Source organism: Marinobacter sp., assembly GCF_041690455.1.
In the GTDB taxonomy this organism is placed as follows: Bacteria; Pseudomonadota; Gammaproteobacteria; order Pseudomonadales; family Oleiphilaceae; genus Marinobacter.
This window is the reverse complement of sequence record NZ_JAWLHI010000019.1, coordinates 35,123-57,378: the sequence shown is the minus strand read 5'-3', so window position 1 is coordinate 57,378 and position 22,256 is coordinate 35,123. Positions and strand designations below refer to the sequence as shown.

The following is a 22,256-nucleotide window of genomic DNA, read 5'->3' as shown; positions in this document are numbered from 1 at the left end:
CAAGCGCATGCTGGCGGCGGTAGGCAATCACGTGGCGGCGCTGCACCGGCTTCGGGTGGGCGACATCGTCCTGGATCCGGAGCTGGCGCCCGGCGAGTACCGTGCCCTGACCACCCAGGAAATCGCCAGTGTCAGCCAGGACTGATCAGATCCGCTCGAAGCGCTTGGCCTGGAGGTTCTTGCGAACGGCGCCGGCCTCGAACACCTCGCCGTTCATGGCGATGTAGACACCCGGCGGCAGCAGTTGCACCGCCGACCAGGCAAAGCCCAGGTTGAACACGGCATCGGTACGGCGCATCCGCGCCGGCTGCATGGCTCCGAACAGCACGATGGTCCGGTCGGTCAGTAACGACAGCCGTTCCGCCGTCTCGGCCAAGGTATCCGTGCCATGGGTGATCAGGATCTTCTTCCCCTCACAACCGGCCACGGCATCGAAAATCCTGTCCCTGTCGTCATCGGTCATATCCAGACTGTCCTTGCGCAACACCTCGTGGACACGATAGCCCTCGTGGATGTTGGATTCCGACAACAGTTCGGGCAACAGGGAATCACCAATCTCGAACTTGCTGCTGGCATCAAAATACACCTTGTCGATGGTGCCGCCGGTGGTGAAGATCTCGATCATGGTTCGGGTCAGCCCCTGTCAATTCACTGTGGAAGGGCCGTTGTCAGCAACCGCGTAGGAGGCGTTCTTTTCCTGCTCGTAGCGGCGGGCCGCCTTTGCAACGGTACCGGTTTCACCGGAAGCCAGCCAGCGCTTGATGCGCCCCGAATCCCCCAGTGGCGAACGGGTGCCCAGGGAGTCCAGCAGGACCGTCACGACCTTGTCACCGTTCATGTCTGAAACCATCACCAGGCAACGCCCTGCCTCGGACAGGTAACCGGTCTTGCTCAACTGGACGCCCCAACTGTCCCGGTGCACCAGCGGGTTGGTGTTACCGAAAGAAAGACTGTACCTCGGGTTCCGGAAGTGGGCACGGTAATAGCCGGTGGTGGAATACTCCCGAATCTCGGGATGCTTCAGGGCAGCATTCACCAGGCGGACCAGGTCCGAGGCCGTGGAGATATTGAGCGCCGACAACCCGGTGGGATCCACGAACCGGGTTCCGGACATACCCAGAGCCCGGGCTTTTTCGTTCATCGCTTCCACAAAGACGTCATAGCCGCCGGGATGATTGCTGGCCAGGGTGTAGGCGGCAAAGTTCTCCGAGGACATCAGCGCGATCCGGATCACCTCGGACCGGGGCAGGGTCGAATCCACGCGAATCCGGGTGTAGGCATTATTGGCCGCCGGGGTGTGACGTTCATGGAAGATGAGCGGTTCATCCAGGGGCTGGCCGGATTCCAGCACCACCAGGGCGGTCATCAGTTTGGTGACCGAGGCGATGGTCACCTGCCGGTCCGCGTTCTTGCCAAAGACCAGATCATTGTCACCAACCCGGGCCACTGCGGCATTTACCGATGCCAGATTCGGCCCCGTACCGGCCTGCACGGCAGTTACAAGTACCATCGCCAGAAGCAGCAACGCCCCGCTTGTCAATTTCCCGATCATGCCTGTCACTGCTCCCCCTGTATCGAGCTCCGGTGATAGCGCCCCACTATATCAGCGAGACGAATGTCTGACATGTCACATTTTCCCTGAAGCGTCCTGGCCAGCAAATGCAAAATAACTTAAAAATCTGTAAAATTTCCGTTAATTCATGAAGTTACAAAATATTTCCAAACGTAGCCGAACTGTAACACTCCGCATTTTCGGCCCCCAGGAAGCCCCGGATGGATTCGCAAGCCCAAAGTCATGCCAACCCGCGAGCCCCCGACTCCGCTCTGCAATACCCGGCGACCTGGCTGAAACGATGGTTGCCCCTGATGATGCTGTTGGCCAGCGTCACCTATGGGCTGACAGCCAGCCTCTGGCTTGCACCTGGCAATGGCGCCCGGGAATTATCGGGTATCCGGCAAACGTCCGTAGACACCCCGGTTTCCACCTCTCCCCGGTGGGCTTACCGCATCCAGTCACTGGCGACGATACTTGCCAGCCGATCCTGGGCCGCGCCAGAAGGCTGGACCCGGGTCGATCCCGAAAAGTCCGGCGTGGGTTACCCCTACCGCCCTGTCACTTACCGTCTTCAGCTGGAAAACAGCTCCGATTCGCCAGCTCAGCAGAATCTGATTGTTTCCGCCCCCTACCTCGACCACCTGGCGCCGGCACTGATCCATCCGGACGGACGCACTGAACAACTCGCGATCCTGGGCGATCGCTACCCGTTCGATCGCCGTTATGTTGGCCTGCCCCAGTGGATCTGGCCCATTACCCTGCAGCCCGGTCGGACCACTCTGCTGGTGGAGGTAGAGAATAACGGGCCCGTGCTCCTTCCCGTTTCGCTGGCCACAGCGGACGAAGTGGCCAGCCAGGGTGCCGCCAACCTGGTCTGGAAGGCATTCATTACAGGCCTGCTGGTTTTCGCGCTGTTACTGAACCTCAGCGTTGTGGTCAGGCTCCGGCGTCCGGGTCTGGCCTGGCTCAGCGTACTCATGGTAGCCGTCATTCATAGTCAGCTGGTGATGGACGGGTTGGGATTCTGGCTACTATGGCCCTATCACCCTGAATTGAATGCGCTTTTGGGGATCACCCTCCCCCTTTGCCTGATTGCGCTGTGTGAGTTCACTCCTCACTTCCTGTCCGTTGGCAGATCCTCGGCCAGGCTTCTGCGCATGTTCAGCCTGCTCGGTAGTCTGCATCTCCTGGCAGCCCCCTTTGCCATCAAACTGATTGGCCAGGATAGCTTCCTTGTAACCAGCGTTCTGGGCGGCGCCTTTATCTGCGCTCTGGCATTCTGGCACCGGCACCATGTCTACGGCCGCTACTTTGCCATGTCCATTCTGGTCATCCTTCTGGGTGCGACGATAACGTCCCTGCGCACCATCGGCTGGCTACCCGTCAACACCGTGACCGACTCTGCTTTCTTCCTGGGGGCCGCCCTGGGCTCGCTGATCCTGACCAGCGGCGTTGGCCGGTTGCTGGTGCAGGAACGCAAGCGCCTTATGGGGTCCGATATCCGTGTTCGTCAGGAACGGCAGCTCAGAACCAGGATCGAACAGGAATACGACCAGCTGATGAAAACCCACCGGGTAACCGGCAAACCCAACCGGCCCGTCCTGGAAGAGGCACTGGAGGCCATTAACAGCAGCCAGTCACCCTATACCCTGTGCACCGTCCGGCTGGCCAGATTCAACGAGCTTGAGCAGGCTCTTGGCTACCACACGGCGGAAGACCTGCTGAAGCAATACCTCAGACAATTGAACAGTGTCCTCAAACGTTGCCTGGGCGGCCGTCTGATTACCATTAACGGCCAGGGTCTGGCCACGCTCGACACCAGCAACCATGCCTTCGCCTTTTATCGGGACCCGAACGCAGGACTGGCGGACCCGGCGCTTGATGCCATCACCCGGTGGTTGGGCAAGAACTTCCGGGAAGGCCGGTTCTCCTTTTCCTGGGCTCCCAAGCTTGGCCTGGCGCACGCCCCCGAGCACGGCAGGGATGCGACCACCATCCTGTCATCCGCGGGATTCGCCTCGCTTGATGATTCCCGGCCGCTATCGGTGTACGACCCCTCGGTCGCCAGCCGCCTGTACCGCCAGCAGATGCTGATCCTGGATGTTGAGGAGGCTCTGAAGGCCGGTGAAATGTGGCTGGAGTACCAACCCAAGGTAAACATCCGGGATGGCCGGACAGACTCCCTGGAAGGACTGATCCGTTGGCATCACGGCGAGTTTGGCAGAGTGCCACCAGACCAGTGGATCCCCCTGGCGGAGGAGGTCGGCATCATCCATACGGTGACCCTGTGGGTGCTGGACCGCGCCTGTCAGGACTTTGCCGCCCTGCGCGACCGGTTCGGCCAGAATATCTCCGTCTCGGTCAACATTTCTGCCAAGGATCTTGCACAGCCCGGCTTTCACAGGGTTGCCGCCCGTATAACCCGTCGCCATGGCCTATCACCGGAGAACATCATTCTGGAGATTACCGAAACCGCCATGATGAGCGACCCCGCCCTTGCCCGGAAAACCATCAGCCTGCTCAGTGGTACCGGTTTCCGGATTGCTCTCGACGATTTTGGCGCCGGACACTCCTCGCTCGGGACGCTGGCCACCTTCGACCTGGATGAACTGAAGATCGACCGGAGTTTCCTGAAAAACATCATGCGCTATCCCAAGCGCCAGCGGATTCTCCGGGTAGCCCTGGAGCTGGGCCAGAGCCTGGATCTGGATGTGGTTGTGGAAGGGGTCGAGGACGAAGCCATCGCCATCTGGCTCCAGCAGTTCCCCGGCCTGCATGGCCAGGGTTACTACTGGGGCCCTCCGGTCCTGCCTCAGGAGTATTAGGGCAGATCGGTTACCGCACCCCTGGAGGCCGAACTGACGGTCCGGGCGTATTTGGCCAACACCCCACGAGTCACCCTCGGCTCCGGCGCCTGCCAGGCCTGGCGCCGGCGTTCCATTTCCGCCTCGGATACGTCCAGCTCGATGCGGTTTCCGACGGCGTCAATGGTAACCGTGTCGCCATCCTCCACCAGTGCAATGGGGCCGCCTTCCGCTGCCTCCGGGGTGATATGGCCGACCACGAAGCCGTGGCTTCCACCGGAAAACCGTCCATCGGTGATCAACGCCACGTCACTGCCGAGCCCCTTTCCCATGATTGCGGACGTGGGGCTGAGCATTTCCCGCATGCCGGGACCACCTTTCGGGCCTTCATAGCGGATCACCAGCACATCGCCGGCCACCACGGTGCCGTCCAGAATCCGGGCCTGGGCCTCCTCCTCCGAATGAAAGACCCGGGCGCGACCGGTGAAATGGGTGCCTTCCTTGCCGGTGATCTTGGCCACCGCACCGGTAGGCGCCAGATTGCCGTATAGAATGCGCAGGTGGCTGTCCGCCTTGATGGGATCCTCGAAGGCATGGATGATGTCCTGTCCCTCGGGATAGGGCTCGACGTCCGCCAGGTTTTCCGCCAGGGTCTGGCCGGTTACCGTCAGGCAGTCGCCGTGCAACAGCCCCCGCTCCAGCAACATCTTCATCAATGGCTGGATACCGCCGATGGCCACCAGCTCGGACATCATGTAGTGGCCGCTGGGCCTCAGGTCCGCCAGCACGGGGACCCGTTTGCCGATCTCGGTAAAGTCTTCCAGATCCAGGTTCACACCGATGGTGCTGGCCATCGCCAGCAAGTGCAGCACCGCATTGGTGGAACCGCCCAGGGCAATGACCACAGTGATGGCATTCTCGAACGCCTTGCGGGTCATGATATCCGAGGGCCGGACACCCTTTTCCAGCAGGTTCAGTACCGCCGCACCGGCGGCCCGGCAATCCTCCGCCTTGGTCTCGGAGACCGCATTCTGGGCCGAGCTTCCGGGCAGGCTCATGCCCATGGCCTCGATGGCCGAGGCCATGGTGTTGGCGGTATACATCCCGCCACACGAGCCGGGGCCGGGTATGGCGGTCTCCTCGATCTGTTTTACCTCGATGAGGTCCAGATCGCCCCGGGCATGGGCGCCGACTGCCTCGAACACGGAGATGATATCGGTGTGGTTCTTACCGGGCATGATGGTGCCGCCATAGACAAACACCGATGGCCGGTTCAGCCGCGCCAGCCCCATCAGGCAGCCCGGCATGTTCTTGTCGCAGCCGCCGATGGCCACCAGACCGTCAAAGCCCTCGCAGCCGGCGGTGGTCTCGATGGAGTCGGCAATCACCTCACGGGAAACCAGGGAGTACTTCATGCCTTCGGTGCCATTGGCGATACCGTCGGACACCGTGATGGTATTGAAGATCAGGGACTTGCCGCCCGCCTCGTCGGCACCGGCGGCGGATTCCTCGGCCAGCCGGTTGATGTGCATATTGCAGGGCGTGAGATTGCTCCAGGTCGAGGCAATGCCCACCTGCGGCTTGCGGAAATCCTCATCGGTAAAGCCCACGGCCCGGAGCATGGCCCGACTGGCGGACTTGCCAATGCCATCCACCACCGGAGATGAGTATTGACGGCGTTTGTCGTCTGTCATGGCAGCCTCCAGATCTTCAGGAATTATCGGCTCAGGATCTCAGATTCGTCGGTTAACCTCAAAATACCCACCGGAAACAATATGCAGTTCCGAATGACCTGCATCAAGGGGTCCCGTTCTGCCAGCTTTTACAATCGTTGACAGATCTTCCCAGCCACGGAGGCGTCCAATGCCATCGCCAACTCAATCCCAGCCGGTGCCGGGCACCGGTCATTCCCGCCCGGCATACGATCTGTGGCGTCGTGGCTACGGGGTCGTTCGGCACTCAGAGGCCACCTGCGCACAAGTCCAGGCGCTGGCGGAGCGCCTGGTGCAGCGCGGACTGCAACCAGACACCGAAGCAGTCTATCGCAAACTCGTGGCGCTGGACCGGCTCACCAGTGCCGGCCTGTGGCTGGTGGTGCACATGACCTACAGCCGACGTGTGGACGTCACCGGAGCGCCCCTCACCCCCCAGGATTTCAAAACCAGCCCGGAAGGCCACACCGGTGGTGCGCTCAACATGGTCCCGGCCTACGCTGCCTACCTCGCACTCAACAGCCTGACTGGCGAGACCCGAAGCTGGCTGATGGGCCAGGGCCATTGCGTGGCCGCGGTGGATGCACTCAACGTCCTGAGCGGCAATCTCCATCCCGAGCAGCAGGAGCGTTACCTGGGCGCTGAGGGCCTGACGCGACTGGTTGGGGATTTTTACAGTTATCGGCAGAACCCCGATGGTTCCATGGCGACGCCGATCGGCAGCCACGTCAACCCGCATACCGCCGGCGGCATAATCGAGGGTGGCTACCTGGGGTTCGCGGAACTCCAGTACGCCCACATGCCCCTGCCCGGAGAATCCCTGGTGGCCTTCCTCTCTGACGGTGCCGCCGAAGAACAGCGTGGCAGTGACTGGGTCCCACGGTGGTGGCGGCAGGAAGACTGCGGGCAGGTTCTGCCGATCATGATTGCCAACGGCCGGCGCATCGAACAGCGCACCGAGCTGGGCACCCGGGAAGGCCTGGAACGGTTCGAGGCGCACCTGAGTCACCGGGGCTTTGACCCGGTCCGTTTCGACGGCCGCGATCCGGCGGCCTTTGTCTGTGCCCTGTTCTCCATGGAGGAGGCCCTGAAGGACCACGGGCAAGCCGCGATCAAGGGCGAGATACGTTATCCGGTGCGTATCCCCTATGGTATTGCCGAAACCGTCAAGGGTTACGGGTTTTATGGCGCCGGCAGCAATGCCGCCCACAACCTGCCCCTGCCCGGCAATCCCCGGATCGACGCCCGGGCCCGGGAGCTGTTCCACACCCACATCGCGCCACTCTGGGTCAGTCCGGACGAGCTTCAGGACGCGGTCCGGCAACTGACTGACCATGGCCTTCATAACCGGCCCCTGGAGCGTGATCATCCGCTGGCACGCCGTAACCCGGCGGACCCGGTGATTCCCCGACTGACTCCGTGCCGGGAGCCGTCATCATCACCCATGAAGGCCGTCGACCACTTCTTCCAGGCCCTGGTTACCCAGAACCCCGGCCTGCGGGCACGGGTCGGCAATCCGGACGAACTCGCCAGCAACCGTCTGACAGGTATCCTCAAAGCCCTCAAACACCGGGTCAACGATCCCGAGAACGACCAGGAGGATATCCACGGCAAGATCATCACCGTGCTGAACGAGGAAGCGGTGATCTCCGCGTGCCTGGCCAACAAGGCCGGGATCAACCTGGTGGCCAGCTACGAGGCTTTCTGCGTCAAGATGCTGGGGGCAATCCGCCAGGAACTGATTTTCGCCCGGCACCAGAAAGTAGTCGGCCGGCCGGCCCTCTGGCTCGGGTTCCCGGTCATCGCCAGCTCCCACACCTGGGAAAACGGCAAGAATGAACAATCACATCAGGACACCACCTTCTGCGAGAGCCTCCTGGGCGAGATGAACGATGTCTCCCGGGTGATCTTCCCGGCGGACTACAACAGTACCCTGGCGGCGCTACCCTCGGTCTACACCGATCGGGGGCGACTGACCTGCATGGTGGTGCCCAAGCGGGAGCGCCCCTGTGTCTTTGACGCCAGTGAAGCCGATATCCTGGCCCGACAGGGCGCGCTGGTGGTGGATGAAGACACCTGTGCCGGGGAACCTCTGCTACTGATTGCCAACGGGGCCTATCAGCTCTCCGAGGCAATCCGGGCCTGCGAGCGCCTGCGGGAGACCGGAACCCCCTTCCGGCTGGTCTATGTGCAGGAACCCGGCCGTTTCCGCCAGCCCCGGGATACCCACGAAGCTACCGTCTGCGCTTCGGAATTCGAGCGGGAACGGCTTTTCCCCCATCGTCTGAAACGCCGAGTCTGTCTGACCCACATGCGCCCGGAGGTCTTCCGGGGGCACCTGCACACCCTGTTTCCGGAGGCGGCCCATACCCGGGTATTGGGCTACATCAACCAGGGCGGCACCCTGAACGTGGCCGGCATGCTATTCGCCAACCGGTGTTCCTGGGGTCACGCGCTGGCCGCCTGTGCCCAGGTGATGGAGCAGCCGCCGGGCGAATGGCTGTCCAGCGCCGAACTGGCTGCCGTGGAAGGCCGGGGGGATCCGTCGGTCATTACCCGGGGCCTGCCCACCGCCTGAGCCAGGGCATACTCGGGCGGCTTGCCAGCGGGCCCCGGGAAGCCGGGCAAGCCTCCGGTTTGTGCGCTAGTATTCCTACTTTGATCAGTGGATAGCGAGTCTGTTTTATGGAGTTGCCCGCATACCTCAAGGTCATGGCCGATAAAGGAGCCTCGGACCTGTACTTCTCCACCGGTGCTCCGGTGATGATCAAGATCGAGGGTCATACCCGGCCCATCACCCAGAACACGCTGCCCCCGGGCACCGTCAAGCAGCTGGCCTATTCGGTGATGAATGACCGGCAGCGGGCGACCTTCGAGCGGGACCTGGAACTGGACATGGCCATCGGCGTCAATGACATCGGCCGTTTCCGGGTCAATGTGCTCTGGCAACGGGGCGAGGTGTCGATGGTGATCCGCTACCTGAGGAACGATATCCCGTCAATCGAATCCCTCGGCCTGCCCGGAATCCTGGAGCAGCTGATCATGGAACCCCGTGGACTGATCCTGGTGGTGGGCGCCACCGGCTCTGGCAAGTCCACGACGCTGGCATCGATGATTGATTACCGGAACCGCCATCGTAGTGGCCATATCCTCACCATCGAGGATCCCATTGAATATACCCACAGCCATGGCATGAGCGTGATCAACCAGAGGGAAGTGGGGGTCGACACCCACTCCTATTCCGATGCACTGAAGCGGGCCATGCGCGAGGCACCGGACGTGATCATGATTGGCGAGATCCGGGACCGTGAGACCATGAAACAGGCCCTGACCTACGCCGAAACCGGGCACCTGTGTATCTCCACCCTGCATGCCAGCAACGTTGACCAGACCCTCCGACGCATCGTGAACTTCTTTCCCGATGAGGCCCACCGGGAACTGTTCATGGATCTCAGCCTGCACCTGCGGGCGGTGGTTTCACAGCGCCTGTTACGCAGCTTCGACGGCAAACGGGTTCCGGCGGTGGAAGTAATGCTGGCCAGCCCCTACATCAAGGAACTGGTCAACAAGGGTGAGATCGGAGGCATCGGCGAGGTGATGGAGAAAAGCCGGGAGATGGGCATGCAGACCTTCGACCAGGCCATCCTGGACCTGTATCACCAGGGCAAGATAACCAAGGATGAGGCTTTCGCCAATGCCGATTCCCGACACAACCTGGAAGTGGCCATCCGCCTGGAGCAAGGCAAGATGGGCGACAGTTCAGGACTTCGGATCGACGACGGCAACTGAAAACCCGCGGCTAAAACCTCGAAGGGAGCCCACCTGGCTCCCTTCTTTCTTTGGCATTTCGTGATTATCTGGCGACGCTGTCGCCGATCACCCGCTGACGAACACCGGACCGACGCCGAAATTCCAGAGAATGACGGAACCGACACGGGTAGACACCAGGATCACCAGGGCCACGGTCAGCAAGGCACCGGCATACATGACTGCCCGCTCCTTCTCGATTCCCATGACGATCGGCAGGCCATCATACATGAGCCAGGCGCCATAGCAGGCCGCAATCAGGAACACGATCGCGTTGAACCAGGGCACCGGGTATAGCAGGGCGAAGCCCGCCAGGAACAACGGTGTGCAGGAGTATGCCGCCAATGCAATGCCGTTGGACGGCACGTGCTCTTCCTTGGCGCCGTAGGTTCTCGCCATCCAGTTAATGGCGTACCCGAGGGCAAAGACCCCCACCAGCATGGCGAGGTAGGTCAGCACACTCAGTTGCAGGGCACTGATTTCCGTCAGCTTGATCAGCCGTTCGTTACCCACCGTCCAGCCAAAATAGGCCGTCGAGATGTAAGCACAGATCGGAGCGATCGCCGCCAGAACCAGAACGTAGGCCACGTACAGACGTCGTGGGGTCTCGTGTTCTTTGCGAATGGACACCCACTCTTCATCGGGGTGCGTGAAAAGACCGAAGGCATGTTGCAGGAGCATGGACACCCCCTTTTCTTGCTGTTGTTGGTATGGTTAGGTACGTTTCCCGCACGCTTCTGGATCTGAGAACGGTACCTGAACTTAACTATAGTCAAGAATGAGGGGGTGAAAAGGCAGCTTTAATGCCTTTTTGTTATTTCGAAAGGGCTTTCAGATCCTTTGGTTCTGGCAGGGCCCCCTGAACCTTTCAGGAGGCCCAGACAATCAGGCCTGGCGGGGATCGGTCTGGGCCACCCAGGGCTTGTCCCTGCGGCTGTCCCTGAACGCCAGCAGGCTTTCAACACCGGTGAAGTCCACCAGATCCCTGAAGTCGAGCCAGTCCACCAGGCAGTACAGACAGATTGCCGGATAGTTCCAGGCCTCGAATTGTCCTTCCTCGACCTGGGCCGCCAGGGTCCGCAGGGTGGTCATGATCCGTTCCCGCTGCAGGTTGAAGAACATCAGATCGGCGTCGACATCAATGCCGGAACGCTTGGATAACAGCAGGGTGACAGCAGAATCATTGGCCCCATCGATCAACGTCAGCTGGTTCTGCTGGTCCCAGGTCAACGGATCACGGTTCTGTTTGGCGCTGATGTAGCGGGCGATGATTCGGGAGTCGTAGATTTCCTGCCCCTCATCCTCGATCATGGGAATCTTCAGCGCCGGATTGTTGCGCCGCAGCTCGTCCCGGTCCTCGCCGTAGATATCCAGGTTGATGAACTCATAAGGTTCCTCATCCAGCAGGATACGGATGCGGCGCACGTAGGGAGAGGTGGTGGATCCAATCAGCTTCATATCTGCTCCGGTTGTCAGGTTCCCAGCAGGGATTCAGGTTCTGTATACGGATACCCGGTGGCTTCGGCCACTTCCCTGTAGGTCACCTTGCCGGCCATGACATTCAGGCCCGCCAGAAGATGGGGATCATCCTTCAGGGCCTGTTTCGGCCCCCTGTTGGCCAGGGCAGCAATAAACGGCAGGGTGACATTATTCAGCGCCAGGGTGGACGTTCGAGCCACCGCACCGGGCATGTTTGCCACGCAGTAATGTACCACACCATCGACAATGTAGGTCGGATTGTCATGGGTGGTGGGTTTAGACGTCTCGGCACAGCCGCCCTGGTCGATGGCCACATCCACGATGACACTACCCTCGGGCATGCGCCGGACCATGTCCCGGGTAATCAGCTTGGGCGCCGAGGCGCCGGGAATCAGCACGCTGCCGATCACCAGATCGGACTCGATAACTGCCTGGTCAAGGGTGTGGGCGGTAGAGAACAGGGTGGAAATCTGGTTGCCGAAGCGGTGGTCCAGGTGCCGGAGCACCTCCATATTGCGGTCCACCACCGTCACCTGGGCGCCCAGGCCGACCGCCATGGCGGCCGCATTCTGCCCTACCACGCCACCGCCAATGATGGTGACCCGGGCCGGATTGACCCCCGGCACACCACCGAGCAGGACGCCCCGTCCACCGAGGTATTTCTCCAGACAATGGGCACCCGCCTGAATCGACATACGGCCGGCCACTTCGGACATGGGGGCCAGCAGCGGCAGCCGGCCGGCGTGATCGGTGACGGTCTCATAGGCAATGCAGGTAGCCCCGGATTTCACCAGGTCATCGGTCTGCTCCTGGTCCGGAGCCAGGTGCAGGTAGGTAAACAGGGTGTGCTCCGGCCGGAGCATGGCCCGCTCGCCGGCCTGAGGTTCCTTGACCTTGATGATCAACTCCGCCTGTTGGAACACCTCCTCTGCAGTAGCCACTAACCGGGCACCGGCCTGCCGATAATCCTCATCAGAAAAGCCGATGGCCGTTCCGGCCCCTTCCTGTACATACACCTCATGGCCATGGCCACACACTTCATGAACCGACGCCGGAATCATGCCGACCCGGTACTCATGGTTCTTGATCTCCTTCGGAACCCCGACTTTCATGGACAATCTCCTGCACTGTGCCAAAGTGAATCCGTGAGTCTCTGGCTCAAGTGTAGTAAAAAGGACGGTATTCCGGATGACGCAAATGAATGCATCGGTTTTCCGGCCAAGGCCGTATCAAATGGCACAAGAAAACCAGAACCAGAAGGAACAGGAGGAAGCATGAACCCGATCAGAACGACAACTCTGGCAACCGCTCTTGGCCTCTCCCTGGCCAGCACAGGAGTCCTCGCCGAAATGCAGACCGAAACCATCGAATACACGATTGATGGCACCACCTTCACCGGCTATCTGGCCTGGGACGATGAGGATGAGGGCCAGCGCCCCGGCGTGCTGGTGGTTCACGAATGGTGGGGCCATAACGAGTTCGCCCGGGACCAGGCAGAAAAGCTGGCGGCCGCCGGCTACACAGCGCTGGCGCTGGACATGTACGGCTCGGGCAAGGTCACCGACCACCCCGACACGGCCCAGACATTCATGCAGGAAGCCACCAAGGACATGGATCAGATGAAGGCGCGCTTCCTCAAGGCCAAGGAACTGCTGCAGAACCACGAGAGTGTCGATGGCGACCGTATTGCGGCCCAGGGTTACTGCTTCGGCGGTGCGGTGGTGCTGAACATGGCCCGCCTGGGCGTGGATCTGGATGGTGTGGTGAGCTTTCACGGCGCGCTGGGCAGCCCGATCAAGGCCCAGGCCGGTGAGGTGAAGGCCCAGGTTCAGGTCTACACCGGCGGCGCCGACCAGATGGTCCCCTCCGATCAGGTCGCCGGCCTGGTCAAGGAAATGCAGGATGCCGAAGTGGACCTTACCCTGGTGAGCTTCCCGGGTGTCCGGCACTCCTTCACCAATCCCGGTGCCGACAAGGTCGCCGAGGAATTCAACATGCCCATCGGTTATGACGAAGAGGCTGCCACCCGCTCCTGGCAAGGCACCATGGAGTTCTACCAGCGTATCTTCGCCCAGTAAGCGGCAACCAGCGCGCGTCCCGGAAGCTCCGGGGCGCGCCCCTACCTTTTCGGCTCCAGGGCGCCAGCGATCGTTGCCCGCACCTCGTCCATTAGCACCTCCACCGGCTTGTCCGAGGCACTCACGGGGGGATGGATGACAATGTGGATTTCGCCACTGGTAAAGGCGGCATGCCCCTTGGGCAGCCGGTCATGGGAGCCGACAATGGTGATCGGCAGGATCGGCAGTTCGCCATCCCGGGCAATCACGAACCCGCCCCGCTTGAAAGGCAACAGTTTGCCGTCCCAGGAACGGGTCCCCTCGGGAAACAACAGGATACCGGTACCATCCGGCAGTTGGGCGACGCCCTGCTTGATGCTCTCAAGAGCGTCCGCGCCCTTTGACCGGTCGATGAACAGGTTCCGGGACGTTTCCAGTGCCAGGCCGAACAGGGGTACCTTGCGCAACTCCTTCTTGATCACCCACCGGTACTGCAGACCCAGGGCCAGCACCAGGGCGGGCGGATCGAAATAGGAGGCGTGGTTGCTGAGAATGACGTAACGCTGGCCCGGCTGGATATGTTCCTTGCCTGTGACTCGCAGGCGGATGCCGCACACCTTCAGGATAATCCAGGCATAGATCTGGGTGCCGTGGAAGGCGGCATCACCCCGCTTGCCGGCAAGGGCGGCAATCACGATAGGAAGGAACAGGATCAGGGTAAGCAGGACCGCCCAGAACAGGATCCAGGTGGCTTTCAGAAATCGCAACAGCATGGAGGGAATCCCTGTATTTCTCGACAACCGGTTAAACGAGCAACAGGGGAACAAAGATTACATACTGCCGGGGAAATCACAAAAAAAGGCAGCCGAAGCTGCCTTTTTTGCGTGTTGCTGAATCCTTCAGGGATTACAGAGCAACAACGTTCTCCGCCTGAGGACCCTTCTGGCCCTGAGTTACGGTGAACTCGACCTGCTGGCCTTCAGCCAGGGTCTTGAAACCGGAGCCCTGGATGGCGCTGTAGTGAACGAATACGTCCGGGCCGCCTTCACGAGTGATAAAGCCAAAGCCTTTAGCTTCGTTGAAGAACTTAACAGTACCGGTAGTAGTAGACATACTTAAACTTCCTGAAATCAATCATTTACTCTACTGCCTCACGCCACAACGGCGTTTGGTCAGCGTTTGCGGAAATACAGAACTCGCTTAATCAAAAACAGGACGGCACTACTGACTACAGGTACGTCTTATTCATGAAACGCTTTACTGACTCTTTCCTTGAGATCCAACTCTACGCGGGAATCCCGGGAATGCCAAGCGAAATTTCAAAGATTTATGTAGGTAAAGATACCCACCGCCAGGGAGTCATCCCCTGATCAGGGAAAAGGTGTAAAAACCGAGGGCGGTCATCAGGATAGAGCCCACCACGTGGGCGAGAATGCCGGCCATCGCCATGCCCCATTTCCCTTCCTGGAGCGCCGCAAACATTTCCAGTGAAAACGTAGAGAAGGTGGTCAGGGCCCCGCACAGGCCGGTGATGGCAAACAGGCGCCACTCGGGCGAGAGCGACGTGCCGTGAGTGAAATAGCCCATGAGCAGGCCAATCAGCCAGCCACCACTGAGGTTGGCGACCAGGGTTCCATAGGGAATGGCATGGTAGGTGGTATTGAGCCAGAGCCCCAGCGCCCACCGGAGGTTGGCACCGATCACCGCACCCATACTTACCGCCAGAACCGATAGCCACATGCGTGTTTACTCCACCCTGAACACGGAAGGCGCCCAACAGGGCGCCTTCCATTACACTACGGAATATCCGGCAATGATCAAGCCGGATTGTGGTCAATCACGGTTTCCTGGTTGCGGGCAAAGGCATCGAACGGGAAATCGTCTACGGTCAGCATTTCAAGGACAACCTCCTCGTACTGCCGCATGAAATCCGCCTCCTCCTTGGTATAGATGCCTGCCTTGAGAGCCGCCTCAAACCGCTCCTCGGGATGCAGGGCCGTCATCGGCAACTCACCCTTGGCGTAGGCCTTGGTCACCTTGCGGTACAGCTGCTCGGCCTTGTCGTAATCCTTCAGCAGGCCATTGTAGCGGGCTACCGGGTTCTCGACCGTGCCCTCACCGTCGGTGCTCCAGATACTGGCCAGCAGCTTGTGGCGGATCGGGGTATCGGTGGAAATGGCCCTGGCAAGCTTGCGGGCCAGGCTATCGTGGGGCGCATCCCAGCGACGCCCCAGGGGCATGGTGATTGCCCGGAGCGCCAGCGCCACCGACCGGTTCGGCAGGTTCTGCAGGAATTCGTCCAGGGCGTTCTCCGTGCGGTTGAGCAGCAGCTCCAGGCTGTATTCCATCACCTCCCGCTCGCCTTCAACCGGCTGGGTCTCATGCCAGTTTTTCAGCACCATGGACGCCAGGTACAGGTTGGAGAGCATGTCTCCCAGGCGGGCAGAGATCAGCTCACGCATTTTCAGCTCACTGCCCAGGGTGGTCATGGCGGCATCGGCGCACAGACCGAAGGCGGCGCTGAACCGGGCCACCGCCTGGGCGTAGCGGCGACTGGAGCTGTCAAATGGCACATCGGCACGGCCCAGCCCCAGCGCCTGGGTAAACGCCCGGGACGCGTTGCCGAAAATCAGACCGGCGTGGCCGAAAAACGCCTTGTCGAAGGCCCGGATATCGTCGTTGTCCTTGGCCGCCAGCTCCTCCAGAACGTAGGGATGGCAACGGATCGCACCCTGGCCGAAGATCATCAGGCTGCGGGTCATGATATTGGCGCCTTCCACGGTAATGGATACCGCGGCGCCGCTGTAGCCGATGCCAAGGTAGTTACGTGGCCCCAGGGTCACTGTCTTGCCACCATGGACATCCATGGCGTCGGTAAGGATCCCGCGCTGGAACTCGGTCAGATGGTATTTCAGGATGGCCGACGGCACCGCCGGTTTCTGGCCGTTGTCGATCATGTTGGCGGTGTGGTTCACCGCGGACTGGGCGATGTAGGTCTTGGCGGCGATGCGGGCCAGGGGCTCCTGTACGCCTTCCATCTCGGCCACCGGGGTATTGAACTGGCGGCGGATACGGGTGAAGCCACCGGCAGTCCCCACCGAGTAGGCGGCAGCGCCCGCTGCGCCCGACGGCAGGGTGATGCAGCGACCAACCGACAGACATTCCACCAGCATGCGCCAGCCCTCACCGGCCATCTCCTGGCCACCGATGATGTAGTCCAGCGGGATGAAGACATCCTTGCCCCGGATCGGGCCATTCAGAAATGGCGTACCAATGGGGCAGTGGCGACGGCCGATTTCCATACCCTTGGTGTCCCGGGGAATCAGGGCACAGGTAATACCGTAGTCTTCGGTGTCTCCGAGCAGGCCATCGGGATCGAACATGCGGAAGGCCAGACCAACTACCGTCGCCACCGGTGCCAAAGTGATCCAGCGTTTCTCGAAGTTGAGCCGGATGCCCAGCACTTCCTTGCCGTCCACCTCCTGCTTGCACACGATGCCGGTATCTGGCAGCGAGGTGGCATCGGAACCGGCGCGCGGGCCGGTCAGGCCGAAGCAGGGAATCTCCCGACCATCGGCCAGGCGCGGCAGATAATACTTTTTCTGTTCTTCGGTGCCGTACTTGACCAGCAACTCGCCGGGACCGAGGGAATTCGGCACGCCGACGGTGACCATCAGCATTTCGTTTGCAGCCAGCTTCTGCAGCACCGCGGTCTGCGCCTTGGCGGAGAATTCCAGGCCGCCGTATTCCTTGGGAATGATCATGCCGAAGAACTTCTCTTTCTTCAGGAAGTCCCATAGCTCTTTCGGCAGGTCCGCCCGCTCCACCGCGATATCCCAGGCGTTACACATGGAGATGGCGTGGGTGCACTGGTTATCCACGAATGCCTGCTCTTCCTCGCTCAGGCCGTTGTTGCGGTTGATCAGCAGGCTGTGCCAGTCCGGCCGACCGGTAAACAACTCGCCATCCCAGCCAACGGTACCGGCTTCAAGGGCCACCTTTTCGGTGTCGGAGACTTTCGGCGCCACCTTCTTGAACATGGCAAAGATACGAGGAGTCAGCCAACCCTGGCGAAAGCCCGGCAAGCCGGCCGCGGCCGTGGCAGCGGCACCGAGAAACAATATCAGGGCCAACCAGCCGGAGGCGAAGATCCAGGACAGGAATCCCACCACCACCATCACACCGATGGCCGGTTTGGCCCCGGCCTCACGGCGCATGACGATCAGAAGGCCCGCCAGCGCTACCACAAACAGAATGAAAGTCATCATAGGTTTTCTCTGTCCTCCATGGATTGCGAGAACTCCGGCGGCTGACGGCTGCCAGCCGGTCCCGGAGCACCAAGACTACACTGTGTTACGTTCACGGTACCTCATCAGATGAGGGCTGACCAGCAATTGCTTCCCAGTCAGGGAGTTACCGCCATCAGGCGGTCACAATCACGCGAATCCCCTCCAGGGCCAGGCTGGCATGACTGACCGCTTCCCGGGCCGCCGCCAGCTGGTTGCGGAAATAGTCGATCTCCTCATCCCGAATGGCCGGGTTTACCTTCTGCAGGGCCTCTAGCCGGCGGATTTCCGGGCCGAAAACGGCCTCGACACCGGCCAGCGCTTTCTCCTTCATGGGCTCCAGGTGCGGTTCGGACAGGCGCTCGGCGTGATCCACCATGGTCTCCACCTGGGGCCGGATCTGGGGCACGATCGCCTGTGCGGTGCGACGGCGGATGTTGGAGCACAGCTCATTCAGCCGGTCGTGGGGCAAGGCGGCAGACAGCTCCTTGCCATTGACGTCCACCAGCAGCCGCAGGGGCGACACCGGCAGGTAACGGGTCAGCTGCAGCGACTCCGGCGCCGGGCAATGCACGGTGAACAGGGCCTCCATCAGCAGGGTCCCCGGCGGCAGTGCCTTCACCGAGAGGCTGGCCAGTGCGGCCTTGCCAAGCCCGGAACTGGTTACCGAATCCATCACCCCGGTCACCATCGGGTGCTCCCAGCTCATGAACGCCAGATCTTCGCGCTCCAGGGCCTGCTCCCGGCTCCAGGTCACTGTCAGGCCGTCTTCCGGCAGGTCGCTGACATGCCCGGCGTGGTAATGCTCACCGGGCTTGAGCACATCCGAGTGCTCCCCGTGGTCTTCCACGTCCACGCCGAGGATGTCGAAGGCCTCGATCATGTAATCCCGGACCTGGGCGGAAGCTTCTTCCTCCTCGATCCGGCCGATCAGCTCCTCGGCCACGTCCCGGCGGCAGGAATTCAGCTCGATCAGGGCATCCCGTCCGTTCTGCAGCATGGTCTTGAGCCGGGCGGTTTCCCGGGAAGAGGCCTCGATCAGTTCATCCAGCACGCCGGTGTCGCCATCAATGGCCTGCTGCCACTTGTCCTGGACCGCCTCCTGGACGGCCACGCCCACGGCGCAGCTCTCGGCAAAGGCATTCAGCCCGTCATGGAACCAGCGGTACTGGACTTCCTGGCTGGTACCCTCCAGGTACGGGATGTGGATCCGGATGGCGTCGGTCTGGCCAATGCGGTCCAGCCGTCCGATGCGCTGCTCCAGCAGGTCCGGGTTGGCGGGCAGGTCGAACAGCACCAGGTGATGGGCGAACTGGAAATTCCGGCCCTCGCTGCCGATCTCGGAACAGATCAGGGCCTGAGCCCCCTGTTCGCTGTCGGAGAAATAGGCCGCCGCACGATCCCGTTCCACCAGGCTCAGATGCTCATGGAACGCCGCACTGCGGATCCCGGCACGCAGCTGCAGATAATGCTCCAGCGCCATGGCCGTCTCGGCGTGGGCACAGATCACCACCACCTTGGCCGGACGCAGGCCCAGCAGGGTCTTCTCCAGCCAGGCAACGCGGGGGTCCTCGGCCAGCCAGCGCTCCTCGTCGCGGCCATGCTCGGGACTCAGCCCCTCCAGCCCCACATCGAGGCCGTCATAGAGTTCCGGGCATGGCAGCGGGACCGGCTCCGGCTGGCGTTCGGGGAAGCCCCGGATCGCCGCGCGGGTGTTGCGGAACAGGATCCGGCCGGTGCCGTGGCGGTCGAGCAGGGCGTCGATGATGGCCTGGCGGGTATCGCTTTCCTGCTCCAGCTGGTCCAGTTCATCGCCGAGCCAGCCGCGCAGGGCCTCGCGGTCCGCATCACTGATCGCCTCATCCTGTTGCAGGCGACGCACCACCTGGTTGATGGTTTCGTAATGGGCTTCCTCTTCCCGGAACGTCTCCAGGTCGTGGAAACGGGCCGGATCCAGCAACCGCAACCGGGCGAAGTGGCTGGCGATGCCCACCTGCTCCGGTGTGGCGGTGAGCAGCAGCAAACCCCGGGTCCGGGCCGACAGGGATTCCACCACCTCGTATTCCGGGCTCGCCGCCTCCGGCGCCCAGGCCAGATGATGGGCCTCGTCGACAATCATCAGGTCCCAGCCAGCGGCCAGGGCATCCTCGCGGGCACCGGCGTTCTTGGTCAGGAAATCGAGACTGCACAGGACCAGTTGGTCGGTCTCGAACGGGTTTTCCGAATTCTCGTCACCAAAGATGTGGTTCACCAGGGCGTCAATGTCATCCTCATCATCCTTGAGGGCGTCATAACGTTCCTGGTCGATGATGGAAAAGCGCAGGTTGAACCGACGCAGCATTTCCACCAGCCACTGGTGAATCAGGGAATCCGGAACCACGATCAATGCCCGTTTGGCGCGACCGGTGTGGAGCTGGTAATGCAGGACCAGGCCAGCCTCAATGGTCTTGCCGAGGCCGACCTCATCCGCCAGCAAGACCCTCGGCGCGTGGCGCCGGGCCACTTCCTGGGCGATGTAGATCTGGTGCGGCAGATGCTGGGTGCGCGCACCGATCAGCCCCTGGGCCGGCGACGCCCGCAGACGATCCTGGTGCTGAACGGTGGCGTAACGCAGCCGGAATGCCCCGTTACGGTCAAACTGACCGGCAAACAGACGCTGGTGCGGGGCCGAGAAATTGACCGATCCGGCCAGCTTCACCTCGGAAATCTGGTGGATGTTCTCGCCGTCATCGGCGTGGTACATGAGCACACCGCCCACGTCCTCCACGGCGCGGACGGTGTAGCGGTCGCCGTCAAAGGTCTCGATCTCTTCGCCTATCTGGAAGACGATGCGGGACAGGGGCGCGTTGTCGATGGCATAGGTGCGCTCCTCGTCTGCGGCTGGAAAACCCAGGGTGACCCGACGCCCGGAAATATCCGTGACAATCCCCAGGCCCAGCCCGGTGTCGCTGTGACTGACCCAGCGCTGACCAATGACAAAATCCGATGTTTCCAAGAAGCCTCCAAACCGAAATTACTTGCCGAAATTTTTGCAGAACTTATTTGAGAGCCGGGCCGTTTTCCCGCACCCAATAAGCGGTGGCGCCGCAAACCGCCGCCGGCACCACCACCAGGTTCAGCACCGGCACCATCGCCGCCAGCGCCACCGGCAACCCAAACCCGAGGGCCGAAAGCCGGGTGTCACCCAACAGCCGGCGCAGGGCGGGAAAGCTGACCTTGTGGTTATCCGCCGGAAAGTCCACATATTGCAGGGCCATCATCCAGCAGTTGAACAGGAACCAAAGCACCGCCGCCACCAGGTTGACCACGGGAATAAGACCGATGATGAAAAGGCCGATGGCGCGGGGCAGGTAATACAGGATCTTCTGGACCTCCCGCCACAGGGCGCGGGGAATGTCCTTGATAATCAGCGCCCAGCTGTCATCGGTATTGATTTCCTGGCCGGTCAGGTGCTTCTCGGTAAGCTCGGCCAGGTAGCCGTAGAACGGGGAACCGATCAGGTTGGCGACAATGACGAACCCGTAGGCGAGCATCAGCAGGATCACCGCGCCGTACAGAATCCAGAACAGCCAGTCGAGGGCCTGCAGCCAGGTCCAGTCCGGCAGGAATCCCATGGCCATGGCAATCAGCGCCGCAAAGCCCTCGGCCATGAAATAGAACATGATGCCGAACAGGAAGATGTTTATAACAATGGGGATGACGACGAACAGGCGCAGGCCGGGCTGTCGAATCAGGCGGAAACCCTCCCCCAGGTAACCCAGTCCGCGAAAAAAGTTACCCTTGAGCATGGCTGGCTGATCCTCCGCTTCAATGACAGTGACGGGGCGCAAAGCATATCATGTTGGAAAATATCCCACAGCCCGGAAGGACTCTCGGAAACTCCCCATGGCATCATTGAAACAACTCGGTCAGGCCCTGCTTCACAACCGGACACTCTGGCGGGTAGCACTGGCCGTGTCCCTCACCGCCATCGTGATCCTGGCCACCATGGACACCCGCTACCCCATGCCATCCACCCCCAGCGACAAGATCAACCACCTGATCGCGTTTCTCGAGCTGACCATCCTGACCCGTCTGGCCTGGCCGGAACTGCGGGCACTCTGGTACGTGCCGGCACTGTTGCTGTTCGGCCTGGCCATTGAACTGGTGCAGGCGACCCTGCCCTACCGGGATTTTTCACTGAAAGACCTGCTTGCCGATGGCATTGGCATCGCCATTGGCCTGCTGCCGTGGCCGGGACTGCCCAGGGCCGGAAAGTTGGATTTGAGAGATTCGCCCGAATCCTTGTGAGATATTTCCTACATTGCTGTGCGAGCTTTCAGCATCAATGGGTGCGAAGGTATCGGAACGCCGCTTCATTGCGCGTTAACCCATTGATCTGATTGAACCAGCCCGGATGTGATACAGCATTTCAAAGGCAAAACTCTCTCCCGTCAAACGTTTGTCAACGTTCCCTTGCTATAGTGATTTCGTCAGGGATGACAAGGAAGTGGACGACGCATCGGATGCACCCCGGCATGGAGCGCGGGGAGAGGCAGGGACACAGGGACGCCTCG

At 61.3% G+C, this 22,256-nt stretch carries 17 protein-coding genes and 1 pseudogene; 6 read left to right on the top strand and 12 right to left on the bottom strand.

Annotated elements, in window-relative coordinates; genetic code table 11:
• A pseudogene (locus ACESMW_RS06605) lies at positions 1-145 on the top strand (16S rRNA pseudouridine(516) synthase); the annotation flags it as partial.
• On the opposite strand, the gene ACESMW_RS06600 reads toward ACESMW_RS06605, so the two are convergent.
• Together ACESMW_RS06600 and pbpG are read right to left on the bottom strand one after the other, a co-directional pair.
• The gene (locus tag ACESMW_RS06600) at positions 146-625 is read right to left on the bottom strand and encodes an asparaginase domain-containing protein (protein WP_372986263.1); all 480 of its coding nucleotides are present in this window, start codon (positions 623-625) and stop codon (positions 146-148) included.
• Positions 626-643: 18 nt separating this feature from the next.
• Complete coding sequence (gene pbpG / locus ACESMW_RS06595; RefSeq protein ID WP_372986262.1) at positions 644-1,552, bottom strand: D-alanyl-D-alanine endopeptidase; 909 nt, start codon at positions 1,550-1,552, stop codon at positions 644-646.
• Between the two features lie 221 nt (positions 1,553-1,773).
• Between pbpG and ACESMW_RS06590 the strand changes: the two genes are divergently transcribed.
• Positions 1,774-4,380: an EAL domain-containing protein gene (locus tag ACESMW_RS06590; protein ID WP_372986261.1), complete on the top strand. Its 2,607-nt coding sequence runs from the start codon at positions 1,774-1,776 to the stop codon at positions 4,378-4,380.
• On the opposite strand, the gene ilvD is transcribed toward ACESMW_RS06590, so the two are convergent.
• Positions 4,377-6,053 (bottom strand): dihydroxy-acid dehydratase, encoded by a 1,677-nt coding sequence (gene ilvD / locus ACESMW_RS06585; protein ID WP_372986260.1) that lies wholly within the window; start codon positions 6,051-6,053, stop codon positions 4,377-4,379. The genes ACESMW_RS06590 and ilvD overlap by 4 nt on opposite strands.
• Before the next feature lie 169 nt (positions 6,054-6,222).
• On the opposite strand from ilvD, the gene ACESMW_RS06580 reads away from it, so the two are divergent.
• Both ACESMW_RS06580 and ACESMW_RS06575 read left to right on the top strand, forming a co-directional pair.
• The gene (locus tag ACESMW_RS06580; protein ID WP_372986259.1) at positions 6,223-8,649 is read left to right on the top strand and encodes a xylulose 5-phosphate 3-epimerase; all 2,427 of its coding nucleotides are present in this window, start codon (positions 6,223-6,225) and stop codon (positions 8,647-8,649) included.
• Between the two features lie 107 nt (positions 8,650-8,756).
• Positions 8,757-9,860 (top strand): PilT/PilU family type 4a pilus ATPase, encoded by a 1,104-nt coding sequence (locus tag ACESMW_RS06575; RefSeq protein WP_372986258.1) that lies wholly within the window; start codon positions 8,757-8,759, stop codon positions 9,858-9,860.
• Between the two features lie 87 nt (positions 9,861-9,947).
• Here ACESMW_RS06575 and ACESMW_RS06570 read toward each other — a convergent pair whose 3' ends face one another.
• From ACESMW_RS06570 to ald, 3 genes are all read right to left on the bottom strand, one after another.
• Entirely contained in the window at positions 9,948-10,559 is a 612-nt protein-coding gene (locus tag ACESMW_RS06570; protein ID WP_372986257.1) for a Yip1 family protein, read from the bottom strand.
• Positions 10,560-10,763: 204 nt separating this feature from the next.
• Positions 10,764-11,336, bottom strand: coding sequence for a glutathione S-transferase N-terminal domain-containing protein (locus tag ACESMW_RS06565; protein ID WP_372986256.1), 573 nt, complete (start codon positions 11,334-11,336; stop codon positions 10,764-10,766).
• Between the two features lie 14 nt (positions 11,337-11,350).
• A complete protein-coding gene (ald, locus tag ACESMW_RS06560; protein ID WP_372986255.1) occupies positions 11,351-12,469 on the bottom strand; it encodes an alanine dehydrogenase in 1,119 nt (372 codons plus the stop codon).
• Between the two features lie 162 nt (positions 12,470-12,631).
• Between ald and ACESMW_RS06555 the strand changes: the two genes are divergently transcribed.
• Entirely contained in the window at positions 12,632-13,435 is an 804-nt protein-coding gene (locus tag ACESMW_RS06555; protein ID WP_372986254.1) for a dienelactone hydrolase family protein, read from the top strand.
• 41 nt (positions 13,436-13,476) lie between these two features.
• Here the strand turns inward: ACESMW_RS06555 and ACESMW_RS06550 are convergent, their stop codons facing one another.
• The 6 genes from ACESMW_RS06550 to cysZ all read right to left on the bottom strand — a co-directional run bounded on the left by ACESMW_RS06550 (position 13,477) and on the right by cysZ (position 21,488).
• Positions 13,477-14,187 (bottom strand): lysophospholipid acyltransferase family protein, encoded by a 711-nt coding sequence (locus ACESMW_RS06550; protein ID WP_372986253.1) that lies wholly within the window; start codon positions 14,185-14,187, stop codon positions 13,477-13,479.
• A gap of 133 nt (positions 14,188-14,320) precedes the next feature.
• Positions 14,321-14,527, bottom strand: coding sequence for a cold-shock protein (locus ACESMW_RS06545; protein ID WP_008172950.1), 207 nt, complete (start codon positions 14,525-14,527; stop codon positions 14,321-14,323).
• A gap of 246 nt (positions 14,528-14,773) precedes the next feature.
• Positions 14,774-15,154, bottom strand: coding sequence for a fluoride efflux transporter CrcB (gene crcB / locus ACESMW_RS06540; protein WP_372986252.1), 381 nt, complete (start codon positions 15,152-15,154; stop codon positions 14,774-14,776).
• A gap of 77 nt (positions 15,155-15,231) precedes the next feature.
• On the bottom strand, positions 15,232-17,682 hold the full coding sequence (locus ACESMW_RS06535; RefSeq protein WP_372986251.1) for an acyl-CoA dehydrogenase: 2,451 nt from the start codon (positions 17,680-17,682) through the stop codon (positions 15,232-15,234).
• A gap of 154 nt (positions 17,683-17,836) precedes the next feature.
• Positions 17,837-20,695 (bottom strand): RNA polymerase-associated protein RapA, encoded by a 2,859-nt coding sequence (gene rapA / locus ACESMW_RS06530; RefSeq protein WP_372986250.1) that lies wholly within the window; start codon positions 20,693-20,695, stop codon positions 17,837-17,839.
• 43 nt (positions 20,696-20,738) lie between these two features.
• Complete coding sequence (gene cysZ, locus ACESMW_RS06525; RefSeq protein ID WP_372986264.1) at positions 20,739-21,488, bottom strand: sulfate transporter CysZ; 750 nt, start codon at positions 21,486-21,488, stop codon at positions 20,739-20,741.
• Between the two features lie 97 nt (positions 21,489-21,585).
• Between cysZ and ACESMW_RS06520 the strand changes: the two genes are divergently transcribed.
• Positions 21,586-21,990, top strand: coding sequence for a VanZ family protein (locus ACESMW_RS06520; protein WP_372986249.1), 405 nt, complete (start codon positions 21,586-21,588; stop codon positions 21,988-21,990).
• The last annotated feature ends 266 nt before the right edge of the window (positions 21,991-22,256 follow it).

Excerpts from the sequence above, each read along its gene's own strand:
- ACESMW_RS06570 (WP_372986257.1), bottom strand. The coding sequence starts at position 10,559 with ATGCTCCTGCAACATGCCTTCGGTCTTTTCACGCACCCCGATGAAGAG.
- ACESMW_RS06550 (WP_372986253.1), bottom strand. The coding sequence starts at position 14,187 with ATGCTGTTGCGATTTCTGAAAGCCACCTGGATCCTGTTCTGGGCGGTC.
- ald (WP_372986255.1), bottom strand. The coding sequence starts at position 12,469 with ATGAAAGTCGGGGTTCCGAAGGAGATCAAGAACCATGAGTACCGGGTC.
- ilvD (WP_372986260.1), bottom strand. The coding sequence starts at position 6,053 with ATGACAGACGACAAACGCCGTCAATACTCATCTCCGGTGGTGGATGGC.
- ACESMW_RS06520 (WP_372986249.1), top strand. The coding sequence starts at position 21,586 with ATGGCATCATTGAAACAACTCGGTCAGGCCCTGCTTCACAACCGGACA.
- ACESMW_RS06565 (WP_372986256.1), bottom strand. The coding sequence starts at position 11,336 with ATGAAGCTGATTGGATCCACCACCTCTCCCTACGTGCGCCGCATCCGT.
- ACESMW_RS06535 (WP_372986251.1), bottom strand. The coding sequence starts at position 17,682 with ATGATGACTTTCATTCTGTTTGTGGTAGCGCTGGCGGGCCTTCTGATC.
- ACESMW_RS06575 (WP_372986258.1), top strand. The coding sequence starts at position 8,757 with ATGGAGTTGCCCGCATACCTCAAGGTCATGGCCGATAAAGGAGCCTCG.
- pbpG (WP_372986262.1), bottom strand. The coding sequence starts at position 1,552 with ATGATCGGGAAATTGACAAGCGGGGCGTTGCTGCTTCTGGCGATGGTA.
- cysZ (WP_372986264.1), bottom strand. The coding sequence starts at position 21,488 with ATGCTCAAGGGTAACTTTTTTCGCGGACTGGGTTACCTGGGGGAGGGT.
- ACESMW_RS06590 (WP_372986261.1), top strand. The coding sequence starts at position 1,774 with ATGGATTCGCAAGCCCAAAGTCATGCCAACCCGCGAGCCCCCGACTCC.
- ACESMW_RS06580 (WP_372986259.1), top strand. The coding sequence starts at position 6,223 with ATGCCATCGCCAACTCAATCCCAGCCGGTGCCGGGCACCGGTCATTCC.
- ACESMW_RS06555 (WP_372986254.1), top strand. The coding sequence starts at position 12,632 with ATGAACCCGATCAGAACGACAACTCTGGCAACCGCTCTTGGCCTCTCC.
- ACESMW_RS06545 (WP_008172950.1), bottom strand. The coding sequence starts at position 14,527 with ATGTCTACTACTACCGGTACTGTTAAGTTCTTCAACGAAGCTAAAGGC.
- crcB (WP_372986252.1), bottom strand. The coding sequence starts at position 15,154 with ATGTGGCTATCGGTTCTGGCGGTAAGTATGGGTGCGGTGATCGGTGCC.
- ACESMW_RS06600 (WP_372986263.1), bottom strand. The coding sequence starts at position 625 with ATGATCGAGATCTTCACCACCGGCGGCACCATCGACAAGGTGTATTTT.